23 protein-coding genes and 2 pseudogenes are annotated in these 22,096 nt (G+C 37.9%); all 25 read left to right on the top strand.

Features of this window, described 5'->3' with window-relative positions; translation table 11 throughout:
• The 25 genes and pseudogenes from GT575_RS01025 to GT575_RS00905 all read left to right on the top strand — a co-directional run bounded on the left by GT575_RS01025 (position 1) and on the right by GT575_RS00905 (position 21,916).
• Positions 1-741, top strand: a complete 741-nt coding sequence (locus GT575_RS01025; protein WP_161171319.1) for a lantibiotic immunity ABC transporter MutG family permease subunit — start codon at positions 1-3, stop codon at positions 739-741.
• 14 nt (positions 742-755) lie between these two features.
• The gene (locus tag GT575_RS01020) at positions 756-1,418 is read left to right on the top strand and encodes a response regulator transcription factor (protein ID WP_161171318.1); all 663 of its coding nucleotides are present in this window, start codon (positions 756-758) and stop codon (positions 1,416-1,418) included.
• Positions 1,406-2,782 carry a sensor histidine kinase gene (locus GT575_RS01015; RefSeq protein ID WP_161171317.1) on the top strand — a complete coding sequence of 459 codons (1,377 nt, stop codon included), beginning with the start codon at positions 1,406-1,408 and terminating at the stop codon, positions 2,780-2,782. Before GT575_RS01020 ends, GT575_RS01015 begins: the two co-directional genes overlap by 13 nt.
• Before the next feature lie 189 nt (positions 2,783-2,971).
• Positions 2,972-3,286: pseudogene (locus tag GT575_RS01010) on the top strand (tyrosine-type recombinase/integrase); the annotation flags it as partial.
• A 54-nt stretch (positions 3,287-3,340) separates the two neighbouring features.
• Positions 3,341-3,643 (top strand): type II toxin-antitoxin system RelB/DinJ family antitoxin, encoded by a 303-nt coding sequence (locus GT575_RS01005; RefSeq protein ID WP_186814605.1) that lies wholly within the window; start codon positions 3,341-3,343, stop codon positions 3,641-3,643.
• Positions 3,643-3,963 carry a type II toxin-antitoxin system RelE/ParE family toxin gene (locus GT575_RS01000; protein ID WP_004851526.1) on the top strand — a complete coding sequence of 107 codons (321 nt, stop codon included), beginning with the start codon at positions 3,643-3,645 and terminating at the stop codon, positions 3,961-3,963. The genes GT575_RS01005 and GT575_RS01000 overlap by 1 nt, the downstream gene beginning before the upstream one ends.
• Before the next feature lie 66 nt (positions 3,964-4,029).
• Entirely contained in the window at positions 4,030-4,500 is a 471-nt protein-coding gene (locus tag GT575_RS00995; RefSeq protein ID WP_243147799.1) for a hypothetical protein, read from the top strand.
• Positions 4,484-5,554: pseudogene (locus GT575_RS00990) on the top strand (phospholipase D-like domain-containing protein); the annotation flags it as partial. The gene GT575_RS00995 and the pseudogene GT575_RS00990, both read left to right, overlap by 17 nt.
• Positions 5,555-5,572: 18 nt before the next feature.
• Positions 5,573-6,244 (top strand): response regulator transcription factor, encoded by a 672-nt coding sequence (locus GT575_RS00985; RefSeq protein WP_003698938.1) that lies wholly within the window; start codon positions 5,573-5,575, stop codon positions 6,242-6,244.
• Complete coding sequence (locus tag GT575_RS00980; RefSeq protein ID WP_055272245.1) at positions 6,244-7,287, top strand: HAMP domain-containing sensor histidine kinase; 1,044 nt, start codon at positions 6,244-6,246, stop codon at positions 7,285-7,287. The genes GT575_RS00985 and GT575_RS00980 overlap by 1 nt, the downstream gene beginning before the upstream one ends.
• 33 nt (positions 7,288-7,320) lie before the next feature.
• The gene (locus tag GT575_RS00975; protein WP_161171316.1) at positions 7,321-8,370 is read left to right on the top strand and encodes an FUSC family protein; all 1,050 of its coding nucleotides are present in this window, start codon (positions 7,321-7,323) and stop codon (positions 8,368-8,370) included.
• 517 nt (positions 8,371-8,887) lie between these two features.
• Positions 8,888-9,400: a hypothetical protein gene (locus GT575_RS15045; protein WP_243147798.1), complete on the top strand. Its 513-nt coding sequence runs from the start codon at positions 8,888-8,890 to the stop codon at positions 9,398-9,400.
• A gap of 145 nt (positions 9,401-9,545) precedes the next feature.
• The gene (locus tag GT575_RS00965) at positions 9,546-9,968 is read left to right on the top strand and encodes a hypothetical protein (RefSeq protein WP_243147797.1); all 423 of its coding nucleotides are present in this window, start codon (positions 9,546-9,548) and stop codon (positions 9,966-9,968) included.
• An 8-nt stretch (positions 9,969-9,976) separates the two neighbouring features.
• A complete protein-coding gene (locus GT575_RS00960) occupies positions 9,977-10,498 on the top strand; it encodes an N-6 DNA methylase (protein ID WP_243147796.1) in 522 nt (173 codons plus the stop codon).
• Between the two features lie 16 nt (positions 10,499-10,514).
• Positions 10,515-11,240, top strand: coding sequence for a hypothetical protein (locus tag GT575_RS00955; protein ID WP_161171315.1), 726 nt, complete (start codon positions 10,515-10,517; stop codon positions 11,238-11,240).
• A complete protein-coding gene (locus tag GT575_RS00950) occupies positions 11,240-11,986 on the top strand; it encodes a restriction endonuclease subunit S (RefSeq protein WP_161171314.1) in 747 nt (248 codons plus the stop codon). Before GT575_RS00955 ends, GT575_RS00950 begins: the two co-directional genes overlap by 1 nt.
• 134 nt (positions 11,987-12,120) lie before the next feature.
• A complete protein-coding gene (locus GT575_RS00945; protein WP_243147795.1) occupies positions 12,121-13,602 on the top strand; it encodes a hypothetical protein in 1,482 nt (493 codons plus the stop codon).
• Positions 13,603-14,061: 459 nt separating this feature from the next.
• Positions 14,062-14,247 (top strand): hypothetical protein, encoded by a 186-nt coding sequence (locus tag GT575_RS00940; RefSeq protein ID WP_161171313.1) that lies wholly within the window; start codon positions 14,062-14,064, stop codon positions 14,245-14,247.
• A gap of 391 nt (positions 14,248-14,638) precedes the next feature.
• Complete coding sequence (locus GT575_RS00935) at positions 14,639-15,685, top strand: virulence RhuM family protein (protein ID WP_022216845.1); 1,047 nt, start codon at positions 14,639-14,641, stop codon at positions 15,683-15,685.
• 219 nt (positions 15,686-15,904) lie between these two features.
• Positions 15,905-16,822, top strand: a complete 918-nt coding sequence (locus GT575_RS00930; protein WP_161171312.1) for a hypothetical protein — start codon at positions 15,905-15,907, stop codon at positions 16,820-16,822.
• Between the two features lie 53 nt (positions 16,823-16,875).
• A complete protein-coding gene (locus GT575_RS00925) occupies positions 16,876-17,127 on the top strand; it encodes a hypothetical protein (RefSeq protein ID WP_161171311.1) in 252 nt (83 codons plus the stop codon).
• A 62-nt stretch (positions 17,128-17,189) separates the two neighbouring features.
• On the top strand, positions 17,190-17,540 hold the full coding sequence (locus tag GT575_RS00920) for an arsenate reductase family protein (RefSeq protein ID WP_015534671.1): 351 nt from the start codon (positions 17,190-17,192) through the stop codon (positions 17,538-17,540).
• A 24-nt stretch (positions 17,541-17,564) separates the two neighbouring features.
• Entirely contained in the window at positions 17,565-20,042 is a 2,478-nt protein-coding gene (locus GT575_RS00915) for a beta-mannosidase (RefSeq protein WP_161171310.1), read from the top strand.
• 79 nt (positions 20,043-20,121) lie between these two features.
• The gene (locus GT575_RS00910) at positions 20,122-20,592 is read left to right on the top strand and encodes an HAD domain-containing protein (protein ID WP_161171309.1); all 471 of its coding nucleotides are present in this window, start codon (positions 20,122-20,124) and stop codon (positions 20,590-20,592) included.
• A gap of 544 nt (positions 20,593-21,136) precedes the next feature.
• On the top strand, positions 21,137-21,916 hold the full coding sequence (locus GT575_RS00905; RefSeq protein WP_161171529.1) for an IS110 family transposase: 780 nt from the start codon (positions 21,137-21,139) through the stop codon (positions 21,914-21,916).
• The last annotated feature ends 180 nt before the right edge of the window (positions 21,917-22,096 follow it).

Raw genomic sequence — 22,096 nt, 5'->3', positions numbered from 1 at the left:
ATGATTGGAAGATCTCTTAATGCAGACTTGCGAAAGATGAAAGGAACATCTGTGATTCTGGCACACTTACTGATTCCGATTATAACCAGCGTTATATTTTTAATATATTACTTTTTTTCACCATGGGATGAAAATATGAAAGTGATTGCATTTTATCAGGCAATAGGAGCAGGACTTCCGGTACTTATTGGAATTTTTACAGCAAGTGTGATGGAACAGGAACAAAATGCAGGTGATTTTCAAAATCTGTTGTCTTTACCGGATAAACCTGCAGCATTTTTATCGAAACTGTTGATGCTACTGGTTTTGTGTCTGTGCTCTATCCTATTGACAGCAATCATATTCGGAATTGGATTTGGAAGAATCGCATCAAGCGATATCGAAATCATGAAAGGATGTATATTTGCAGCATTGCTGCTGTGGGGAAGCAGTGTTCCACTTTATCTGTGGCAGCTGATTCTGGCTTTTCAGTTTGGAAAAGGGGTATCCATTGGAGCAGGGATTATATCAGGACTAATTAGTGCATTGATGCTTACCGGACTTGGAGATTATGTGTGGAAATATGTATTTGTCTGCTGGACGGGTAGAGCACCATATACTTATCTGCAATCTGTATTGGGAGAAACTAGTGTAGGTGAATGGTTGTCATTCATACCAGGTTGCTTAATATTTACAGGGATTAGTATGGTATACTATTTTTGGTGGGTAAACCACTGGGAAGGAAACAGAATATCGGAATAGAATCGAGGGAAACTATGGCAAAAATACTGGCAGTTGATGATGAACCGGCAATTTTGGAAATGATAGAAAGCATTTTGAATAAGGATGGACATCTGGTTACCAAAGTAAGTAATCCACTAAAAATTAATATGGAAGAATTACATCGTTATGACCTGATTTTACTGGACATTATGATGCCTGGAATTGATGGCTTCGAATTATGCAAAAGAATCAGGGCACTTGTGGATTGTCCGATTTTGTTTCTTACCGCAAAAACGGAGGAAAAAAGTCTGGTGAACGGACTTTCGTTGGGAGCAGATGATTATATTTCAAAGCCATTTGGAGTGATGGAACTTCGGGCAAGGATTCATGCACATCTTAGAAGAGAGCACAGGGAACATTCTGTCCGGATGGTTTTTGGGAGGGTCTGTATTCAAATATCTCAAAAGAAACTATTGGTTGATGATAAGGAACTTCCTCTTACGAAAGCGGAGTACGAAATTTGTGAATTCCTGGCTAAAAACAGGGGACAGGTTTTCTCGAAAGAACAGATTTTAGAAGAGGTCTTTGGTTTTGACAGTGAGAGTAATGACAGTACCGTTATCACGCATATCAAAAATATAAGAGCAAAATTTGCGGATTATGATTATACACCGATAAAAACAGTCTGGGGGATTGGATATAAATGGGAAGAGTAAAGAGAAGCAATGCACTCAGCTGGATTTTTATGAGATATGTACTGGTCATGCTTGGATCATTAGTAGGTTTGGTGATTGTTGCTTGGCTGCTGCTGTACCTTTTGATTAGTGTGGGCTGTATCTATCCGGCGAATTATGCAGAGCAAAAGATTAATGAAGCATATGATACGATTTTACGTGCGGATAAAGTAACTGCTGAGATGATTCCTGCACTTTGTGATTATGTAATCTTTTCAGAGAATGGAGAGAAAATAGGTGGAGATCTGTCAGAACAATACGAACAGATAGCATGGAATGTTGCAAAGTACGGAAACGCATCCGGGAAATATTTTTATAAAGTAATTGTAAGGGAAAATGAATATGTTGTATTGCAATATCGCTTGACACCTCAATATCATTCAGCTTTTTTGAGGGAGCATTTTATAGGACCACAGAATGTGATGAGTATTATGTCAGTGATTGGAGCGGTAGCGATTATCATCATTCCGTCCATACGTTTTGGAAAAAGAATCAAAAAGCAGATGCAGCCTGTATTAGACGCAATCAGACAAATAAAGGATCAAAATCTGGAATATGAGACATCCTGTTCCGGTATCAAAGAGTTTGATGACTGTTTATCGGCAATCGATGATATGCGAGATGCATTGCGAGAATCTTTAGAAAAGCAGTGGAAAACAGAGCAGGAAAAGAAACAACAGATGTCTGCTTTGGCGCATGATATTAAAACACCTCTTACGATTGTACGGGGAAATGCAGAACTACTTTCAGAGACTGAACTGACCACAGAACAGAAGAATAATATCACTTATGTTTTGAACGGCACAACACAGATACAAAGTTATGTAAAACAGTTGATAGATGTCACAAAATCATGGAATTGCAGTGATGTTACCTATACAACGGTGAGGTTAGAAGATTTTTTCGCAGATATAAAGGAACAGGCACTCGGACTGGTAGAAAGCTATCACCAGAAAATAGATTGGAAGGCGGGACAAAGTGATAAAAAGGTAACGATTGCTTATGATCCAATGTTCCGGGCCGTAATGAATATGATTCAGAATGCAGTGGAGCATACAAAAGAAAATGGAATCATTTATATTGACGCAAAGGAGCAGGATGGCCGGCTGACATTCATTGTGGAGGATAGCGGATCAGGATTTACAAAAGAAGCATTATTGCATGGCACAGAGCAGTTTTTTATGGATGACACAAGTAGAAATGGCGAAGCCCATTATGGGATGGGACTATTTTTTGCAAAAACTGTGGCTGAAAAATATGGTGGAGGTATTAAACTTTCAAATTCTGAAAATACAGGTGGGGCGAGGGTAGAAATATTTTTCCTGAGTAGTCAAGAAACAAGCTAAATAGACCGCAATTAAGCTATGTAAATATTATTAGTATACTGCTAATTGGAACGTTGTATCTCGCTAACAGACAAAAAGCGGAGTACGACAGAGATATGCGACTTCTACAGCAAATGATGGTAACTATAGGGATTGCCAATATGTCTGACTGTTGCGTTTATTATCTTGCTGGCAGTTCTAATATAGTTATCAAAGACCAAAATTCATTTGTTGAAGTATATTGAATCAAGGACAGATAATAATATAGCGTTATTTGTGTCGTTAAATAAACCACACAGTAGACTTACTGAAAGCGGTGTGGAGTTACGATTACGAGAAATGGGGAAGAAGTTAGGTGTAGAAAAGGTACACCCAAGGACTATGGCCACCAGAGCAATTGAGAAAGGTATGCCGATTGAACAGGTACAGAAAATTCTGGGACATGAGCAAATAGATACAACGTTCAGATATGCAATGGTTAATCAAAACAATGTGAAGCTATCGCATCGAAAATATATTTCATAGATTGACTTGTAACGCAAAAGACGTTACAATAAAAGAAAGATGGAGGTGTATTCTATGGGAAAAACAGCAACATTAAATATAAGAGTAAATCCAGATGTAAAAGAAAATGCAGAAAGAGTATTGGCACAATTAGGGATACCAATGGCTACTGCTATAGATATGTATTTAAAACAAATATCATTAGTAGGAGGAATTCCCTTTTCTATTGTATTACCAAAAGCAGCTAATTCAGTGAATGCAGATATGATGTCTGTTACACAGATTCATCAAAAGTTAGAAAAAGGATATGCCGATATAGAGAAAGGAAATGTTGAGGATGCAGCTAGTGCGTTTGTGGCATTTAGAGAGAGGCATTAATGAAGCAATATAAGGTAGAGATTACAAAAGAAGCTTTGCAGGATATGGAAGATATATACAATTATATTGCTATAGATTTGCTTGCTCCGGATAATGCAATGGGGCAATATAATCTCATTGCTGATGAAATACTTACATTAGACACTTTCCCAGAACGATTTAGGATTATGGATTCTGAGCCGGAAAAGAGAATGGAGTTGCGTAGAATGCTCGTCGATAATTATTCAGTGTTTTACATAATCCGTGACGAAAGGGTAATTGTAACGGATGTGTTATACACGGCATCTGATATAGAAGCACGTTTGAGAGGCGAGCTATAAAAGCACGCGTTTATTTGAATTTGTCGACTTGTTAATTTCCAATTTTTAGTGATAGGGAGATACACAATGAATGGTTTGATTATAAAGGTACTCAGCATAAGTATTGCGGTAGTAACCGTAGTATACTTGATTATTTATAAAGGAAATACCATGATTACAAAGATATTTAGCGTGTGTATTATAGCAGCAATGGTAATATACTGGATTGTTTATGAAAGAAATACAAGAAAGCGAAAAAAACAGGAATTACAGCGTGATGACTATTTATTTGCGAAAGAAAACGATTTGCCGTTACAGATAAATTGGAATGAGATAAATGACTTTTTGTCAGATTCCGGATATGGTGTAAATATGCCGATGGAGAATTGGTTTATGATGGATTGGGCGAGACAGCCCTGTGTGGAGAATGGTATAAAAGAAGGAAAGTTTTCTATGAAAGGGTTTCGAGTGTTACAAGCTTTAAGTAACGATATGAAACACATTTTTTATGATGTGAGGTTTAATTATGACCGTGGTCCGGATGGAGAGCTGGATTGATATGGAAGGAAATCCGTATTTCTATGGACTATCTTCCCATGAGAATGTTGAAATTAAACTGTATAATAAGGCCAATCCATTGAAACCGTGGAAAATGATGGGTAGAATGCATGATAAATATTTGATTGCAGATGGAAAGAGATATATTCTTGGGGGAAGAAATACACACAATTATTTCCTGGGTGATTTTCCGGGACATAAGAACTATGACAGAGACGTGTTAGTGGTTTGCGATGAACCTGAGAAAGAAAATTCAGTTAACCAGTTGTCAGAGTATTTTGAAACCATATGGAATCAGGAAGACAGTGGTTATTTTCATAACAATAAAAAACTGGCAAATAGAAAATCTGTAAAGAACGCAGTTTTAGAGCTGCAGAACAGCTATCAGAAATATTTTGAGGAGAATAAGGAAAGAATCTGCGAGACCGATTATACGGACGAAACTTTTGAGACAGAAAAGATTACATTAGTGTCAAATCCTATTCACACAGGTTCCAAAGAACCAGTAGTGTGGTATCAGTTGGGAGAATTGATGAAAAATGCAAAAAATCGTGTGAAGATCCACACGCCATATATTATCTGTAATGATATGATGTATAATACATTGGAGGAGATTGCAGAGAACGTTTCAGATTTTTCTATTATGACAAATTCAGTTGCGAATAATAGGAATCCATTTGGGTCTGCCGATTATGCGAAAAACAGAAATAGAATCTTAAGTACAGGAATTAATATCTGGGAATATGAAGGCGGTTATTCATACCACGGAAAAAGTATTCTGATTGACGATGATCTGTCTGTAATCGGTTCCTTTAATATGGACATGAGAAGTGCATATCTGGATACGGAACTGATGCTTGTAATACGCAGTAAAGATATTAATAAACAGTTGGAAGAGGGCATGATGGAATATGAAAGAGTGTCCCGACAGGTATTGGAAGATGGAACCTATCGTGATCCGTATCATGTAGAGCCAATTGAATTGACAAAGAAGCGTCAGAGAAACGTACTTTTGGTACAGCATCTGCTTGGATGGGCAAGATATCTGTTCTGATAAAGGAGGAAGAAGATCGTGTTTCAAATATTAATTGTAGAAGATGATAAAGAATTAAGCCAGCTATTCCAAAAAGTGCTTGAGAAGAATGGATATCAGGTCAAAAGTGCATCGGATGGAGCACAGGCATTAGAAGTATTGGATAAAGAGTATATTGATCTGATCATTTCCGATATTATGATGCCGGTTATGGATGGTTATGAACTGGTGTCGGAACTCCGTTCAGCAGGATATCAGATACCGGTACTTATGATCACTGCGAAAGGTTCCTTTGATGATATGCGCCAGGGATTTCTTTCGGGAAGTGACGATTATATGGTAAAACCGGTAAATGTGAATGAAATGGTTTTAAGAGTCGGAGCACTGCTTCGCCGTGCACAGATACTGAATGAACACAAAATTGTGATCGGTTCAACAGAGTTTGATTATGATGCAATGACGGTTACAACTGATAAGGAAAGTCTTGTTTTGCCTAAAAAAGAATTCCTGCTTTTATATAAGCTTGCAGCTTCGCCAGGCAGAACATTTACAAAACAACAGTTGATGGATGAAGTATGGGGATACGAGACGGAGGCAGACCCACATACGATAGAGGTACATATAGGAAGAATCAGAGAGCGTTTTAAAGATAACCCTGATTTTGAAATCGTAACAATGCGTGGAATTGGATACAAGGTGGTGAAAAAATAATGGAACAAAAGAAAGAAAAAGGATTGCGGATCCGATCCTGTCTGACTGGTGCAATCTGGCTGGCACTTGTATTTTCAACAGTCATATCTGCATTATTATTTGCTTTTTTGAATCATTTTTTTAATCTGCCAGGCAGCATACCTGTGCTTGGTTGGCTTTTGATTTTCAATACATTGATTGCAGGGCTGATTACTTCCTTTATTAATGCAAAGTTGCTGGAACCAATTACCAGACTTAGTAAAGCAATGAAGGAAGTTTCTCAGGGAGATTTTGAACAGCATTTGGAAACTAACAGCCGTATAGCAGAAGTTGGAGAATCTTATCAAAGTTTTAACGTTATGACAAAAGAACTTCGTGCAACAGAGGTGCTGCAGATGGATTTTGTATCTAATGTTTCTCATGAGTTTAAGACCCCGATTAATGCCATTGAAGGATATACAATGCTGCTTCAGGGAGAAGAACTGTCTCCGGATCAAGAGGAATATGTAGAAAAAATCTTATTTAACACCCAAAGACTTTCCGGATTGGTTGGTAATATTTTGCTGTTATCCAAGTTAGAGAATCAGAATATACCAATGAAAAAAACAGAATATCGTCTGGATGAACAGATTCGCCAGGCATTTCTTTCATTGGAAACAAAATGGACAGAAAAAGAAATTGGTTTTCAGGTAGAATTGGAGGAAGTTAAATATACTGGGAATGAAGAACTTTTTATGCACATCTGGATAAATCTTTTGGATAATGCGATTAAGTTCAGCCCTTCAAAGGGGACAATTATGATGTTTCTGAAACAAGAACAGGATTCTGTTAAGTTCATTCTGGAAGATGAAGGACCAGGAATAGAGGATGATGTAAAATCCAGAATATTTGACAAGTTCTATCAGGTAGATGGATCTCATAAAGCAGAAGGAAATGGCCTAGGTCTTGCACTTGTAAAACGGATTGTAGATAGTGCCGGAGGAACAATCAAAGCAGAAAACCGTGAATATGGTGGATGCAGATTTGTTATAGAGCTGCCAAAGCAGAAAGATGAGATTATATAGTTTTAAGATAAATTAGAAGATGGGAGAATTTATATGACATTTTATCAGGAGTTGCAGTTAAATCAGGCAGGTTCTAAAAACCTGTTGAAAAAGAGTGAAACACTAAAAGAAAAGTTATATCATATGTGGGTATATCTGGTGAAGATAGCTGTTACAATGGCATTTTGTTTTTTCTTTGTTAGTATTTTCAGCATCCTATTTGGAAATGAGAACAGCATTGTAGGTGTAGTAGTCTTATTATGTCTCATGGTGTTTAGAAATGCGGATCTGGGGATCCGCACCGGACAATCTACGATGCTTTTGGCTTTGTTCTTTGTAATTATGACTGTATGTCCGCATTTAGCAAATCAGTCTTCACCGGTATTGGGAATGCTGTTAAATATTGCGGCACTGGCTGTGTTGATTCTGTTCGGATGCCATAATCCATTCATGTTTAATCAATCTACATTGGTTCTTGGGTATCTGCTGCTATATGGTTATGATGTTACGGGAAAAAGCTATCAGATGCGATTAGTCGGAATGGCTTTAGGTGCAGCACTTACCTGCTTCGTATTTTATCGAAATCATAAAAACAGAACTTATAAAAGAAATCTGAAAGATCTGATACAAGAATTTGATATCACTTCTTCCAGAACAAAATGGCAGATATGTCAGATTTTATGCGTACCGATTGTCCTTTGCATTGCAGAACTTTGTAATATGCCACGTGCTATGTGGGCTGGTATTGCGGCCATGTCCGTGATTTTGCCGTTTATGGAAGATATGCACTACAGAGTCCGTAAAAGGATTGTCGGAAATATTGCAGGTGTTATATGTTTTACAGTATTATATTTTCTGCTTCCTTCGTCAATCTATGCATATATAGGAATTCTTGGTGGAATCGGTGTAGGATTTTCAGCACAATATGGCTGGCAGGCAGTATTTAACACATTTGGTGCTTTAGCCATTGCTGCAGAGACTTATGGACTACAAGGAGCGGTTAGTCTTAGAGTGATTCAAAATGTTTTTGGTGTTGTGTTTGCTTTAGCATTTTGTGTTATATTTTATTGGTTTATGTCTAAAAAAGATAGATATAAACAGTAAGTCAAACACACAAACTATGGAGTCTTTAGTCGGTTTAATAAAATTTTAGATAGAAAATAAATCATTATAAAAAGATCCTGTTCATACTATGATATATAGAACAGGATCTTTATTTACTTTATTTCGCCAGGAAATTGCTCTGAATCTCCATCGGCATATGATAAGCCTGGTATTCTGTATTATCCGTCATATTGTAGAGTGTATCGTCTTGCAGCTCATAAAACAATATCCTTTCAGTGTCTTATATCTGGAAGTTTCCCCGACAATAATGTTCATCTGATCCATGATCTCAAATGGATCTCGGGTTCCATATTTCTTGATTAATTTCTTTGTTTCTGTATATATGTAAGTGTTTCATTTTTTACATTAACGTGAAAAATATGGACGTGAAAAAATAAAATGCTATAATAAAAAGAATTGAGACAAAGCAGATGAAAATCTGTGACACAAAGCTAAAGAGCTTGTAAAACGAAAATATTGAAATGTGTTTTAATCGAAAGAATAAGGAATTTGACGTATGCAAAAAACAAAATGTTATCTGGCCGCATTGGTGTCTGGTGTACTTTTAGTAACTGGTATTTTGGCTGGATATGGACAATCTAAAAAAAACGATCACCTTACCGTGTATCTGTGGGAGAATCGTTTAATGAAAAATATTGCTTCTTATATCCATGAGCAGTTTCCAGATCAGGATATTGAATTTATTATTGGAAATAATGACACTGATTTATATAGCTATTTTAAAGAGCATGGTGAGTTGCCGATTGCATCTGGTATGAAAATAATTGTCAAAAACGAAGAAAACGGATTCTCATTAAAGGATATAACAATAAATGATAAAAAAATAGACACAGAAAAAGAATATTCCATTCTTCTTACGGATACGACAAAATCTATTTTGAAAAAAATTAATCCAAAATGTGCTATTGGGCAAATAGGGGATACAACATTATCTAGTGCATGGATTGCGGCCATGTCAAATGGGCAGCAACCGTCAGCACCAGAAGACTATATAGAGGTTGAAAAATAAAGTGCAAATAGAACAAGAGATAATTAAGAGAAAAAAAATAATAATGCCATTGTTTGTCATAATTTTCATTCTTTCAAGTTTTGTTTTTGTAAAGTTTCTGTTGAATAGGATGAATACATATATTGAGGTAAATGGAGAAATCAGTATGGAAGCTGTTGTCGAACAGATTCAACAGACCTATGATATGCAAGTGAGTGGATACTATAGACAGTTACATTTTGTTGAGGGCTATCTGTGTAAAGAGAAGAAAATATCCCTTGAAACAGAAAATAACCGAATCTTTTTTAATGCATGGGAAAAAGAATCTGAGAGTACACTTTTATTTCTACAGGAAAATGGAAAAGCTATAACCTCAGATGGAACAAAACTGAAAGTTGATATGCCTAGTAAGCTTTTGCTGGATTTGAGAAACGGATCTAATATTGGGAAATTGGTCGCTTTGGAATTTGAACAAGTGAAAAAAGACGGTTATTTGGTAGCAATTCCATGTCAGGAATATATGATTAATGGGGAAACTTATACAGCGATTGGAACAGTGTATGATCATTCGAAATTAGACTCCATATGATTTATCACATGGATGATTCAGATGGTCGTGTAGCTGTACTGTTACCTCACGGTGTATTGTTCCGTGGTGGAGCAGAAGAAGCAATCAGAAAATATATCATCAAAGATTTGAATAGACTGGATGCTGTTATCGGATTGCCTGCAAATCTGTTCCATGGAACAGGAATCCCGGTGTGCGTACTGGTGCTGAAAAGCAAGAGAAACGGCAATTCAGGAAATATTCTGTTCATTGATGCATCGAAAGAGTTCAAGGCTGGAAAGAATCAGAATGTCTTGGAACAGGAGCATATTGATAAGATTGTAGATGCGTATGCAAGGCGTGTAGACGTAGATAAATTTGCTCATGTAGCAGATATGAGTGAGATTATCGAGAACGGCTACAATCTGAACATTCCGAGATATGTTGATACATTCGAGGAAGAAGAACCTGTGGATTTGGATGCTGTAAAAGCTCAGATTAAGACACTGGATTCTGAAACAAAAGCTGCGATTGATAAGGCTGAAAGTTTTATGAGACAGCTTGGACTGTAAAGGCAGGTGAATAAATGTGTCTGATGAAAAGAAATCATTAGAGAGAAATGCATTGGATGCCTTTCTCCAAAGCAATCGTAAACTGAAAGGATATGCGGTTGATGAAGGAGAACGACCAGATTTTGTTTTGACAAAGAATGGTCATAAGATTGGAGTTGAACATTTTCGGGCAGATACCATCTTGAATGAACATACAGATTCTGAAAACATGAAGTTTGATGGACAACGAAAAAAGATGTACGAAAAGCACCATGCAAAGTTGTTGAATGATGAATTTGATGCGGATGCATCCGCAAAAGATATTGAAATATCTATCAATCAAAGTTTAAATGCTGTATCAAAATTTGATTATAAGACGTTTATCAATAATCTAAAAGGGATTTTTCAACATCATGCAAGTAAGGTACCCGAATACAAAAAGAAATGTGATGAAGTTTGGTTTTTAATAGATATAGGCATTGAAAATAACCATTTCACGGTTAAATTCGATAATGGTGGAGAAACAAAAATGAATGCATTGCCTATTACTGGTGATATGATTAACATTTTTGATAAATACAAAGAGATAAGTCGTGTGATTGTTTGTTCTCGATGCTTAGGAAGATATAGAATTGTTTATGATTCCGGCAGTGGAAAGTATAGCTATAAGATTCGGTCATTTACCTATACAGAAGCATTGATTCCTGGCAGTAGACAAATCAAACTTGATGTGAAAGATACTGGAAAGGAAGTGGAATCATAATGATTGAACCTAAATTGAGATTCAAAGCTGATGATGGAAGTCAGTTTCCAGATTGGGAAGAAAAAACGATTGATGAAGTAGCAGAATGTTTGGATAACAAGCGTGTTCCTGTAAATTCTGAAGAACGTAAGAAGCGAGTGGGCATAATTCCTTATTATGGTGCTGGTGGTATTCAAGGGTATATAGATGATTATTTATTTGATGAAGAACTTGTATTATTGCTTGAAGATGGGGATGCGTTTGATGATTTTCAGACAAAATCAATCGCTCAGTACGTTACCGGGAAAAGTTGGGTAAATAATCATGCACATGTATTAAGAGCTAATGGAAATTCTTATTTTTTATTTGCGTCATTAGAACATAAAGACATAAGAAGATGGACGCAGTTAGCAGGAGCCAGTAGAAAAAAATTATTGAAAGATTCAATGTTAAAGATAACAGTAAACATGCCATCATTCCCTGAACAACAGAAAATTGCAGACTTCTTATCAACGATTGATACAGTGATTGAGAAACAAAAGGAAACTGTATCTGCATGGGAAGAACGAAAAAAAGGTGTGATGCAGAAGCTGTTTAGTCGGGAAGTAAGATTCAAAGCAGATGATGGAAGTGCATTTCCTGAATGGGAAAAGAAGCCGTTTGGGGATGTAGTTTCTGAATATAAAATGAAAACAAAAGTCGAGAACGAGGATACGTTATTATCATGTGCGATTAACCTAATAATGAATGGTGCTAGGTGCAGATGAACTGGCAGAAGTTTGTCACATACATCATTCTTTTATAACTAACGTAGAGTGGTATAAGCAAATGAAATTTTATATGAGCATTTGTCAAAACATTAAATAATCCTATGAATAAGTACGATAAAGGCGGAAGTGATATGAAAAATTTTATTAGCTTTATTAAGAAATATTCAACAAGAGATTTTATATATTTATTTTCAAATAAATCTATAGAAATTTTAAAAAAACAATTGAGATATAATGAGAAAGACATGAATTGTTGTATGAAATTTCCGCTAAACATAATAAAGTCTGGGTTTATACATAAACAGGTAAATGTGATGCTATCTGCATGGGATATTCAGGATATGGCATATTTATCAATTAGAAATTCAAATGACTATAGGCATGATGATTTATTATCTCAAGACATGGGTATGATTGTGAATCTGTATAGAGGATATGAAAATGAACATTCGAAGAGTGAATTTCTAAAAGATGCGGATTCAGCCGATATATTCAAAATTATGATGGGTATGACATATGAGCAATTTAAGTATCAGAATCTTGCATGGACAATTCAGAACTTTTGTAGAAATTATCACATATTGATTGGGTCTCCAAATATAAACAGAGAAAAAATTATAGATATCAATCAAATAACAGATGAATTATTTGGATTGAACGTTGATGAGTTATTAGCGGTTGAAATGATGATACTATGGTTATGTAGTCAAAATCCTAGCCCGTTGACCGCATCAGAAAAACTATATAATAGATCTGAAACAGGTGTTATAACAAAAGAAGCGATAGAAAAAGTTGTAGGATACTATAGTGTTACATATAAAGATGTAAGGAATTCGCCGATAGGTAAGCAGATATTTTACAGTAAACCTTTTGTAAAAACAGATAAGACTCAAGAAAATATAATGGTAAGTTTTTATTTGTTGGCAATGACTTTTGCTGACGGACTTTATTGGCTGATGAGAGATTATTATAGAAATAATAATTGGGGACAGAAATTTATAAATTCATTTGGAGAAATGTTTGAAGATTATTTTCAGGAGTTAGCAGATACTTATTTGGATGAAAAACAATGGTTTAAGATTCCAGTACAAAAGAAAAAAAGTGCAGATTATTATGTTGAATTTGATAATGCAATTCTATTATTTGAATTAAAATCGGGATTGCTTGGAATAGGTGCTAAACAGCAAGTGCCGGATATTCAACAGATTGATACTTTCTACAAAAGAAATATTTTAGAGGCATATGAGCAGTTAAAAAATTCTGAGGAAGAGTTTCAAGGAGAAAAGCAAATACTTAAAATTTTCTTGTTGTATGAAAGTGCAACAAATATGCAAATTATAATGGCGTCTATACCTGATATATTTATTAATGATAAAGGATGCTATATTATGACAATTGAGGATTTAGAAATGTTATTAGCAACATATCGGAATGACAGGGAGAAATTCAACAAGGTAATATATACGTTGCTTAATAATGAAAATTCTGAAGGAAGATGTGAAAGTGTGCTGAAGGTGTTGGGCGACTACGATGCAATTGGAGATATGCATTTTATAGGTGAAAGAGATTATTATACAAACATACTTGAACGTTTTAAAAATTGTTTTCGATAAGTCGGATTGTAAATTTTTGTGTTAATAAATTATGTGGAAAAGATACTCCGAGAATGACGTTTGGTAAATTGGTTTAACATGGTGGGATAAAGTAAAATATAATAATACATCTTTTGTTTACGTTTGAATGTATTGACAACACCCTATAGTGGATATAAAAAGGCATGTAGTCTTATTTAGCATTATAAGGATAATGAAAAGTGTCAACACTGTTGACATAATTATGATGGATGAACTATCTTAGAATTGTTTCCGCATGTACTATAATTAAGATGTCTTTAAAGATGAAGTCACAAGGGGGTAGGTGCATCTAGTACCGTGTTAATGTGCGCCTGATACTTTGAACTTGCAGAAAATACTTGGTCACTCCCAAATTGACACTACCATGCAGTACGCAATGGTGAATCAGGGTAATGTAAAAATGTCACATCAAAAGTATATGATTCAGAAAGGAATTCTATGACTGATTTTGATAAACAAATGGAAATGGTGTTATATCATTCAGATGAAGGTGATGTATCAGTTGATGCATATATAGCGGATGAAAGCATTTGGGTATCTCAGAAAGGTATGTCTGAGATATTTGGGGTGGATAAGTCCAGAATAAGCAGACATTTGAAAAAATATTTGAAACAGGTAAATTAGATGAAAAAGTGGTTGTTGCAAAGATTGCAACAACCACGAGGCATGGAGCAATAGAAGGAAAACGGACGTTGGATTATAGTTGATGAGAATAAGAAGAAAGATTACTAATGAGACCAAGTGGACAGAAAAACCGAAGTCCTAAACTACCTGAAACAATACCCCAAGATGGCGAAATGGATGAATATATGCATTTGCTGTGGCTCAATGGGTTATAACCCGGATATGCCAGACAAGATTAATTCGAGAGATGGCAATGGGGAATATAATACTGTATTTTCAAGAAACATAAAGAAGTATTTTTCTCCACTGAGAGTAAATGACATGGGGATGTGCGCCATTTGTCAGAAATATTGGAGAAATAAATAAGTATTTGCAAAAGGAGACCTCTTATTTGAAAAAGAAAAAGGATGAAATAACCATCCGTTCCAGTGCAGCAGAATATTTAACCTATGTTGCCTCTATCGGTGGTCAGCAGGACAGTATTGAGATGCGCTATGAGGATGAGAATATATGGCTGACACAGAAGATGATGGCCACATTGTATAATGTGGATGTTCGTACAATCAATGAGCATATTAAGAAGATTTATTCCGACTCAGAGCTTGAGGAAGATTCAACTATCCGGAATTTCCGGATAGTTCAAACGGAAGGTTCCCGTCAGGTGACTCGTGATACAAAGCATTATAATCTTCAAATGATTATTGCGGTCGGATTCAAGGTTAATAATGAGCGAGCGGTGCAGTTCCGCAAGTGGGCCAATGGTATCGTGAAAGACTACACTATTAAAGGCTGGGTCATGGATGACGAACGTCTGAAAAATGGTGGCTCTGTGCTTACAGTAGAATACTTTGACCGCCTGCTTGAGCAGATTCGTGAGATCCGTCTCTCTGAGCGGAGATTTTATCAGAAAATAACGGACATCTATGCTACAGCTCTTGATTATGACCGAACAGCAAAAACAACAAAGCAGTTCTTTGCAAAGGTTCAAAACAAGATGCATTATGCAGTTCACGGACATACAGCAGCAGAGTTGATTTATGAGCGGGCTGATGCAGATAAGCCACACATGGGATTAACTACTTGGGCAGCAGCGCCGGAAGGCAAGATTGTAAAAAGTGATGTGAGTGTTGCGAAGAATTATCTTTCAGAGAAGGAAATGCGTTCATTAGAGCGTATTGTATCTGCTTATCTGGATTTGGCAGAGGATCGGGCGGAACGTCATATTCCAATGACGATGGAGGATTGGGCAAAGCGTTTGGATTTATTCTTGATGGCCGACGACAGAGATGTTCTTCAGGATGCAGGCAAAATCACTGCTGAGATTGCCAAGGCAAAAGCTGAAACTGAATTTGAAAAATATCGTGTTATTCAGGATAGGCTGTTCATGTCTGATTTTGATAAGTACATGTTGGAATTGGAAGAGAATGCGAAGAAGTAGCATGAAACCAGTGATGATGTGGATGGGTTCGGATGAGTAACTTCCAGACACAAATCGGTAATTCATAGAGTGCTGTCTTTTCATGTGAAGACCGTCTGCTTGCTAAGCAAGAAACCATGAGTTTATGCGGTATTTAGGTGGTCCTGACGGATAATGTGTACGCGAATAGTTGTATCCATTGTTGAGAAATGAGTTCGTAGTTGGAGAAAGTAGAATTATATGAGAAAAAGAGACGGATTTCCATTTATTATGACTAGGAAATTATTGGTTGTGTATATTGTTTTTACAGTTCTTCTGGGACTATTTCTGTTTTTTGTCATAGGAGATATGGCTGGAAAATGTGCGGCATGCATTGTTTGTCCGATGCTCATTGCATATTTGCTCTATGCGTATTGCAAGGAAAGTAAAGCAGATACGAAAGCTCGTGAGATGAAAGCACAATATATGAATGGCAGTTATTTTGAAAGCCCTGAGTGGCATGAGAAATATGTAGCCTATCTCAATGAGCACACATTTGAGAAACCTAAATATCAAAGCATGAAACTGGATTTATTAAAAAGATTTCAAAGACGGGAATATCTTGTCAAAATGATATTGCCATTGTTCCTAATGTTTTGTACCTTGTGTCTTATTCCTTTAGGGCGTTATTATATGGCTATCATAGGATTTTGCCTATTCGGATTCTTGTTTTGGCTAGAGTTTTCACTGTATATAGGAATGCCGGTACGGAAGTGGCTGAAGGGCGATATTGATTATGAGGAGCTTGAAGCGTCATATTTAAAAAGTCAGATGCTTTTCTATAAAACAAATGCGTTAGCATTTGGAACTACACATTTACATGGATTCACAGAGAAAAAAATATATGCAATAGATTATCGGTTGGTGGAAGGAATATCAAGAAAAATAGTACGTCTTAAGAAGTATGAGGATGGAATTTATAATACTGAGGAGTATCAGCATTTTGCAGTTATTCATGTCAGACTGCCCCAAAGCGGAAACATTCACGATGTTGAGATCGAACTAAATGAGTTTCAGGTTCAAATGGCAATCGATAAGTTATCCGTCTATAAAATTGGTGAAGATTTGATGGAAAATCTTTCTGTAAATGAGCATAAAGAAAATGAGGCTGTAATATAGCCAATGCAGCATCCAGCATTGCCTAAAAAGGATAAAGAAGATAAGGAGACTCCATGGACAGAAAAACCGAAGTCCTAAACTACCTGAAACAATACCCCAAGATGGCAAAATGGATGAATACCTGCATTTGCTGTGGCTCAATGAGCTATAATCCTGATATGCCAGACAAGATTACTTCGAGAGATGGCAATGGAGAATATAATACTGTATTTTCAAGAAACATAAAGAAGTATTTTTTCCCACTTAGAGTAAATGACATGGGGATGTGTGACATTTGTCAGAAATATTGGAGAGAAAATCACTAAGTAACTTGATATGATGAAATTGAGGCTTGCATCAATAAGCTAAATAGAAAAGGAGGATAATCATGGAATTTATATGTTACCCAAAGTGTTCAACCTGCCAGAAGGCAAAGAAATGGCTGGACGAGAATAAGATCGAATACACGGAGCGCCACATTGTGGATGATAATCCTACATATGATGAGCTTAAGAAATGGTATGGTAGGAGTGGACTTCCGCTCAAGAGATTCTTCAATACGAGCGGCATGCTGTATAAGGAGATGAAACTGAAGGACAAGCTTCCGGACATGAGCGAGGATGAGCAGTTGCAGCTTCTTGCGACAAATGGCATGTTGGTGAAGAGACCGCTTGTCGTTGCTGAAGGTTTCATGCTGACTGGATTTAAAGAAAAAGAGTGGACAGAGAAGATGCTGTAGTAGGAACGTCCCCGTGGAGAAAAAATGAAAAAAATTGATGTAAACAACAGTTGGGAAATGCATCGCGTAGGCGATGACGATTGGATCATTGCGACAGTGCCGGGATCGGTGTATGGGGATCTGCTGCAGGCGGGCAAGATGGAAGATCCGTTCTGGAAGGACAATGAGATAGAAGCACTGAAGCTGATGGATTACGATTATGAGTACCGCACCAGCTTTTCGTGTGATGATGAGCTGCTGGGATCGGATGAGGTTATCCTTCGGTTTGAAGGGCTGGACACCATTGCGGATATCACGCTAAATGGTGTGAAGCTTGGACACGCCGACAATATGCACAGGACATGGGAGTATTCGGTAAAGGATACCCTGAAGCAGACGGATAATATATTAAGTGTATATTTTTATTCGCCGACAAAGTTCATCGCAGATGCATTTGCGAAGGCTCCAACACGGGGAACCGAGAATGCCATGAACGGATTTGTACATATCAGAAAAGCTCACTGCATGTTTGGCTGGGACTGGGGCGCACATCTTCCAGATGCAGGAATATGGCGGCCGGTCAGCTTGCTTGGAATTGATACCGCACGGATAGATTCTGTTGAAATCCTGCAGCATCATGATCAGGACTCAGTGGAACTTGATATAAAGCCGGAGATAGAATTTGCCCGGAAGTATATTGGTTCTGGATCAGAGACGGGACAGCTGAGTGCAAACGTTAGAGTAGTAGATCCGGTTGGAAACGAAATTATAAATAGAATATTAAATGAAGATATCACGAAGAATATACATATAGACAACCCACAGCTCTGGTGGCCTCGTGGGTATGGTGAGCAGAACCTTTACACTGTTTCCGTTGACCTTGTGAAAGATGATGGTACGGTGGTTGACAACTGGACGAGAAAGATCGGCCTGCGGACAATAACCATGGACCGCACAAAGGACAAATGGGGTGAGAGCTTTGCCACCTGCGTAAACGACGTAAATATATTTGCCATGGGTGCCGATTACATTCCGGAGGATCATCTTCTTGGACGTGTGACACCTGAGACTACAAGGACTCTGCTTGAGAAGGCGGTATTTGCGAACTTCAATTCTATAAGAGTGTGGGGCGGTGGATATTATCCTGACGATTGGTTCTATGATATGTGTGATGAGATGGGACTTGTGGTGTGGCAGGATTTCATGTTTGCGTGTGCTGTCTACGATCTCACACCAGAATTTGAGGCAAATATCACCGCGGAATTTATTGACAACTTAAAGAGGATCCGTCATCATGCGTCACTCGGACTTATGTGTGGCAATAATGAGATGGAGCAGTTTGTTAAGGAGAGAAAATGGGTGAGCAAGGACAGCGAGGTTCGGGACTATATTATTATGTACGAGCGAATTCTCCCGCAGATCATGAAGCAGTATGCTCCACAGGTATTTTATTGGCCAGCGAGCCCGTCCTCAGGTGGTTCATTTGATGATCCGAGAGACGAGAACCGCGGAGATGTGCATTATTGGGCTGTGTGGCATGGTGATAAGCCATTTTCTGAGTACAGAAAGTTTTGCTTCAGATATCTTTCCGAATTCGGTTTCCAGTCATTTCCTTCAAAGAAGACTGTTGAGACATTTACGGATGATGAGCGTGATATGAATATCTTTTCATACATTATGGAGCGGCATCAGAGAAATGGCTCGGCAAATGGAAAGATAATGAATTATATGCAACAGACATATAGATATCCATCTGATTTCGAGACGGTTATCTACGCATCGCAGCTTCTGCAGGCGGATGCTATCAGGTATGGCGTCGAGCATTTTCGAAGAAACAGAAATGATGACAGGTGCATGGGAGCAGTGTACTGGCAGTTCAACGACTGCTGGCCGGTTGCATCCTGGTCCAGTGTGGATTACTGCCAGCGCTTAAAGGCACTTCACTACTATGCAAGACGTTTCTTTGCTCCGATCATGATCTCCTGTGAAGAGGAGGGCATGCTTGGAAGCGGACAGGAGCTGGTGAGACTCCCATTTGAATTCCCGAAGTCCATACGCCTCTGTGTGGCAAATGAAACCATGAACACAGAGAAAATACTTGTGTCCTGGCAGTTGAGGGATGCGTCAGCTCGTGTTCTTGAATCCCACGAGGAGGAGATCACTGCGCCAGCGCTGACGAGCGTATGGCTTGACAAGGTTGAACTTCCTGGTATCGACATTTACCATCAGTATGTGAGCTATCAGGCAAGCATGAAAGGACAGGTAATATCAGAGGGGACTGTCATATTCTCATATCCGAAGTATTTCTGCTACGAGGAGCCTCATTTGCAGGCGACAGTGGATGGCGACTATATCACAGTCAGTGCGGATGCGTATGCGAAGAGTGTGGAGATCCTGAACCAGAATGAGGATCTGATTCTGTCGGATAATTATTTTGACCTGAATGCAGATTCAAAGACTGTAAAGGTTATAAGTGGAAGTGTGGATAAGCTGAGGCTTAGAAGTGTATATGATATAAGTTGATCTTGATAAGAGAGATTTATAAATGGTAAATGCCAGCGCATTATATATGTGCTGGCATTCACAAGAAAGGAGAAGCCATATGAGCTTTGCATTGTTTCTGGACGTAGATGGTGTATTGAATACCCGGACGACAGTTGTGGGGGCACCGAGTGGAAGAACCGGGATAGATGAGTCCAGAGTGAGGCTGCTGAAAAAGGCGTTAAAACAGTTTGGAGATGCGGAGATCGTTTTGACTTCAGATTGGAAGCTTATGAGAGAAGACGGGGATGACTTCTCATATCTTGTATCTATGCTGGGAAAATTTGGACTAAGCCTGTCTGGAAAGACAACCGATGTCTGGGTTGGCAGAGGAGAGGGCATTCAGAGCTATCTGGCGGAACATCCCGAGATAGATGAATACGTGATACTGGATGACAATACATTTGATTTTTCAAATTATCCTAAGCTTTGGGAACGGCTGTTGCTTACCAATGGCATAGAAAATACCGAATATGCATCAAAGACACCGGCGATTGAGGCAATGTTTTTTCTGGAAGCCATAAAAGGCTGATCAGGGGCTGAAAAGTAACATTAGAAATGCAAAAAGAGCCAGGTACAGATAGAACATAAATTATATTATGATCTATCCGTATCTGGCATTTTGTTTGCATGAGCAGCGAGTTGAAGCCTGTGCTTGTACGAGACAGTTGAGACTGTCACGATAACTTGAGAAACCCGAGTGTCACTTGTCATCAGAAGACAATCGCCTTAAGAATTTATTCGTGGAATGTTTCTTTTGGAGTCTGGTGCTACGCATATATTTAAGTGTCTTTATTTCGTTAGTGCCTTCCTTTCCGGCTGCAAATGCTACGAATAAGAGCATAACACTACAAAAATTACATATAAATACAATTGGTGGTTGACATTCGGATAGGAATACATTATACTACAATTAGCACGAAAATTACATAAAAGGAGCTCCTGTATAATTCAAAATGTAGACGTTGAAAAATAAAAATACCTCAGAGTACAATAAGACTACTGACTGGCAGGTTAGTAAAAATCTTATTGAACAGAGAGGTATCTACAATGAAGTCTAACACACAGAATAAAAAATAGAAGCAATAACAGAAAAAACTTTGGTAATCGGAATCGATGTAGGAAGTGAAACACACTATGCAAGAGCGTTTGATTACAGAGGTATTGAGTATTCAAAGAAGCCATTCAGCTTCAGTAACAGCGAAGCCGGATTTGAAATGTTCAAAGCATGGATCTCCGATATCAAGGAAAAGCATGAAAAGGATAAGGTTGTGCCAGGGATGGAACCGACAGGACACTACTGGTTTAATCTTGGAAAGTATCTTCAGGATAATGAAATGAAACCGGTGCTTGTGAATCCTCATCATGTAAAAAAAACAAAAGAACTCGATGACAATAATCCGACAAAGAATGATCGTAAGGATCCAAAGGTAATCGCAGGATTGGTAAAAGAGGGACGATATATGATCCCATATCTGCCTGAGGGTGTATATGCAGATCTGAGAACCGCTTCAAATATGAGGTTTCAGATCCAGTCAGAACTTACGAGAATCCAGAACAGGATAAGTCGTTGGTTGAGAACAGTTCGGGAAAGCACAAAGGACAGACAACGATTGAGATATCTGCTGTTTGAGGTTGCAATGTCGCTTGTGGCGAAGAATCCGGAGTTTAGAGAACTCCATAATTATTACACAACCAGAAGGCTGAATCCATTGAAGAAAATGCAGTCACTTATGGCAATATCAGCCAAGTTGATACGTGTCTTTTATGCCATGCTGACCAAAGGTGTGGAGTATGATCCCAAGAAGATGGTCAGTGACATCAAGAGACCAGCAGCTTATCTACAGGCTGCATAAGAAAGACAAGTAACTATAGTGGAGGCTGTCACGTGGACAGCCACTGAATAAAGCAGAATGTAACAGATAACGTCCACTGAACACAGTGCTGGAACAGGAAGCGAGTCAGTAATCAAAAAACAAAGAATGAGCCAGTAGTCGGCAGAAATAGACACCATGGGGCAAGACCCCGTAAAGGAG

Source organism: Coprococcus sp. BIOML-A2, assembly GCF_009875795.1.
Taxonomy (GTDB): Bacteria; Bacillota; Clostridia; order Lachnospirales; family Lachnospiraceae; genus Coprococcus; species Coprococcus aceti.
Note: the sequence above shows the minus strand (reverse complement) of the source record. Positions and strands in the feature narration are given on the sequence as shown.

Excerpts from the sequence above, each read along its gene's own strand:
- GT575_RS01015 (WP_161171317.1), top strand. The coding sequence starts at position 1,406 with ATGGGAAGAGTAAAGAGAAGCAATGCACTCAGCTGGATTTTTATGAGA.
- GT575_RS01005 (WP_186814605.1), top strand. The coding sequence starts at position 3,341 with ATGGGAAAAACAGCAACATTAAATATAAGAGTAAATCCAGATGTAAAA.
- GT575_RS00960 (WP_243147796.1), top strand. The coding sequence starts at position 9,977 with ATGGATGATTCAGATGGTCGTGTAGCTGTACTGTTACCTCACGGTGTA.
- GT575_RS00940 (WP_161171313.1), top strand. The coding sequence starts at position 14,062 with ATGACTGATTTTGATAAACAAATGGAAATGGTGTTATATCATTCAGAT.
- GT575_RS00980 (WP_055272245.1), top strand. The coding sequence starts at position 6,244 with ATGGAACAAAAGAAAGAAAAAGGATTGCGGATCCGATCCTGTCTGACT.
- GT575_RS00920 (WP_015534671.1), top strand. The coding sequence starts at position 17,190 with ATGGAATTTATATGTTACCCAAAGTGTTCAACCTGCCAGAAGGCAAAG.
- GT575_RS01000 (WP_004851526.1), top strand. The coding sequence starts at position 3,643 with ATGAAGCAATATAAGGTAGAGATTACAAAAGAAGCTTTGCAGGATATG.
- GT575_RS00910 (WP_161171309.1), top strand. The coding sequence starts at position 20,122 with ATGAGCTTTGCATTGTTTCTGGACGTAGATGGTGTATTGAATACCCGG.
- GT575_RS01020 (WP_161171318.1), top strand. The coding sequence starts at position 756 with ATGGCAAAAATACTGGCAGTTGATGATGAACCGGCAATTTTGGAAATG.
- GT575_RS00995 (WP_243147799.1), top strand. The coding sequence starts at position 4,030 with ATGAATGGTTTGATTATAAAGGTACTCAGCATAAGTATTGCGGTAGTA.
- GT575_RS00965 (WP_243147797.1), top strand. The coding sequence starts at position 9,546 with ATGGAAGCTGTTGTCGAACAGATTCAACAGACCTATGATATGCAAGTG.
- GT575_RS00925 (WP_161171311.1), top strand. The coding sequence starts at position 16,876 with ATGGACAGAAAAACCGAAGTCCTAAACTACCTGAAACAATACCCCAAG.
- GT575_RS00930 (WP_161171312.1), top strand. The coding sequence starts at position 15,905 with ATGAGAAAAAGAGACGGATTTCCATTTATTATGACTAGGAAATTATTG.
- GT575_RS00950 (WP_161171314.1), top strand. The coding sequence starts at position 11,240 with ATGATTGAACCTAAATTGAGATTCAAAGCTGATGATGGAAGTCAGTTT.
- GT575_RS15045 (WP_243147798.1), top strand. The coding sequence starts at position 8,888 with ATGCAAAAAACAAAATGTTATCTGGCCGCATTGGTGTCTGGTGTACTT.
- GT575_RS00915 (WP_161171310.1), top strand. The coding sequence starts at position 17,565 with ATGAAAAAAATTGATGTAAACAACAGTTGGGAAATGCATCGCGTAGGC.
- GT575_RS00975 (WP_161171316.1), top strand. The coding sequence starts at position 7,321 with ATGACATTTTATCAGGAGTTGCAGTTAAATCAGGCAGGTTCTAAAAAC.
- GT575_RS00945 (WP_243147795.1), top strand. The coding sequence starts at position 12,121 with ATGAAAAATTTTATTAGCTTTATTAAGAAATATTCAACAAGAGATTTT.
- GT575_RS01025 (WP_161171319.1), top strand. The coding sequence starts at position 1 with ATGATTGGAAGATCTCTTAATGCAGACTTGCGAAAGATGAAAGGAACA.